The sequence below is a fragment of the Streptomyces niphimycinicus genome, assembly GCF_018883605.1.
Lineage (GTDB): Bacteria > Actinomycetota > Actinomycetes > Streptomycetales > Streptomycetaceae > Streptomyces > Streptomyces niphimycinicus.
The window spans coordinates 1-525 of sequence record NZ_JAHLEM010000974.1 but is presented as its reverse complement, the minus strand read 5'-3'; the positions used below and the strand labels follow the sequence as shown (position 1 = coordinate 525).

Annotated in this window: 1 protein-coding gene; it reads right to left on the bottom strand. The window is 73.5% G+C overall.

The genetic code is table 11. The features are described 5' to 3' along the window. Window positions 1-525, bottom strand: a 525-nt coding sequence (locus KN815_RS46285; protein ID WP_216347782.1) for an acyl carrier protein, incomplete at both ends; no start/stop codon positions are given.

Sequence of the window (525 nt, the reverse complement as noted above, 5' to 3'; positions counted from 1 at the left end):
TCCGGCGACCGCACCCCACCCGGGAAACGGCAGCTCATCGCCACGATCGCGATCGGATCATCGGCCACCGCGACCGCAGGCGCGGCCACGCCACCACTCACCGCAGCATCCGCGCCCAGCAACTCCGTGCGGAGGTGGTCGGCGAGGGCGGTGGCGTTCGGGTAGTCGTAGATGAGCGTGGCGGCCAGTCGCAGGCCCGTCGCCGCGTTCAGCCGGTTGCGGAGTTCGATCGCGGCCAGCGAGTCGAAGCCCAGCTCCTTGAAGGCCCGTCCGGCCTCCACCGCCTCGGCCCCACCGTGCCCCAGCACCGACGCCACCTGCGCACGCACCAACTCCAGCAGCGCACGGTCCTGTTCGGCCTTGGGAAGGCCGCTCAGCCGCTCGCCGAGCGGAGTGGCGGAGTCGGCGTCGGTGACGACCTTTCCGGCCTCGGCGCCGGTCGCGGCGCGCGGCCCGGCCTCCGCCGCCGCCAGTTCGGCGATCAGCGGGCTCGGCCGTACGGCGGTGAGGGTGCGGGTGAAGTTC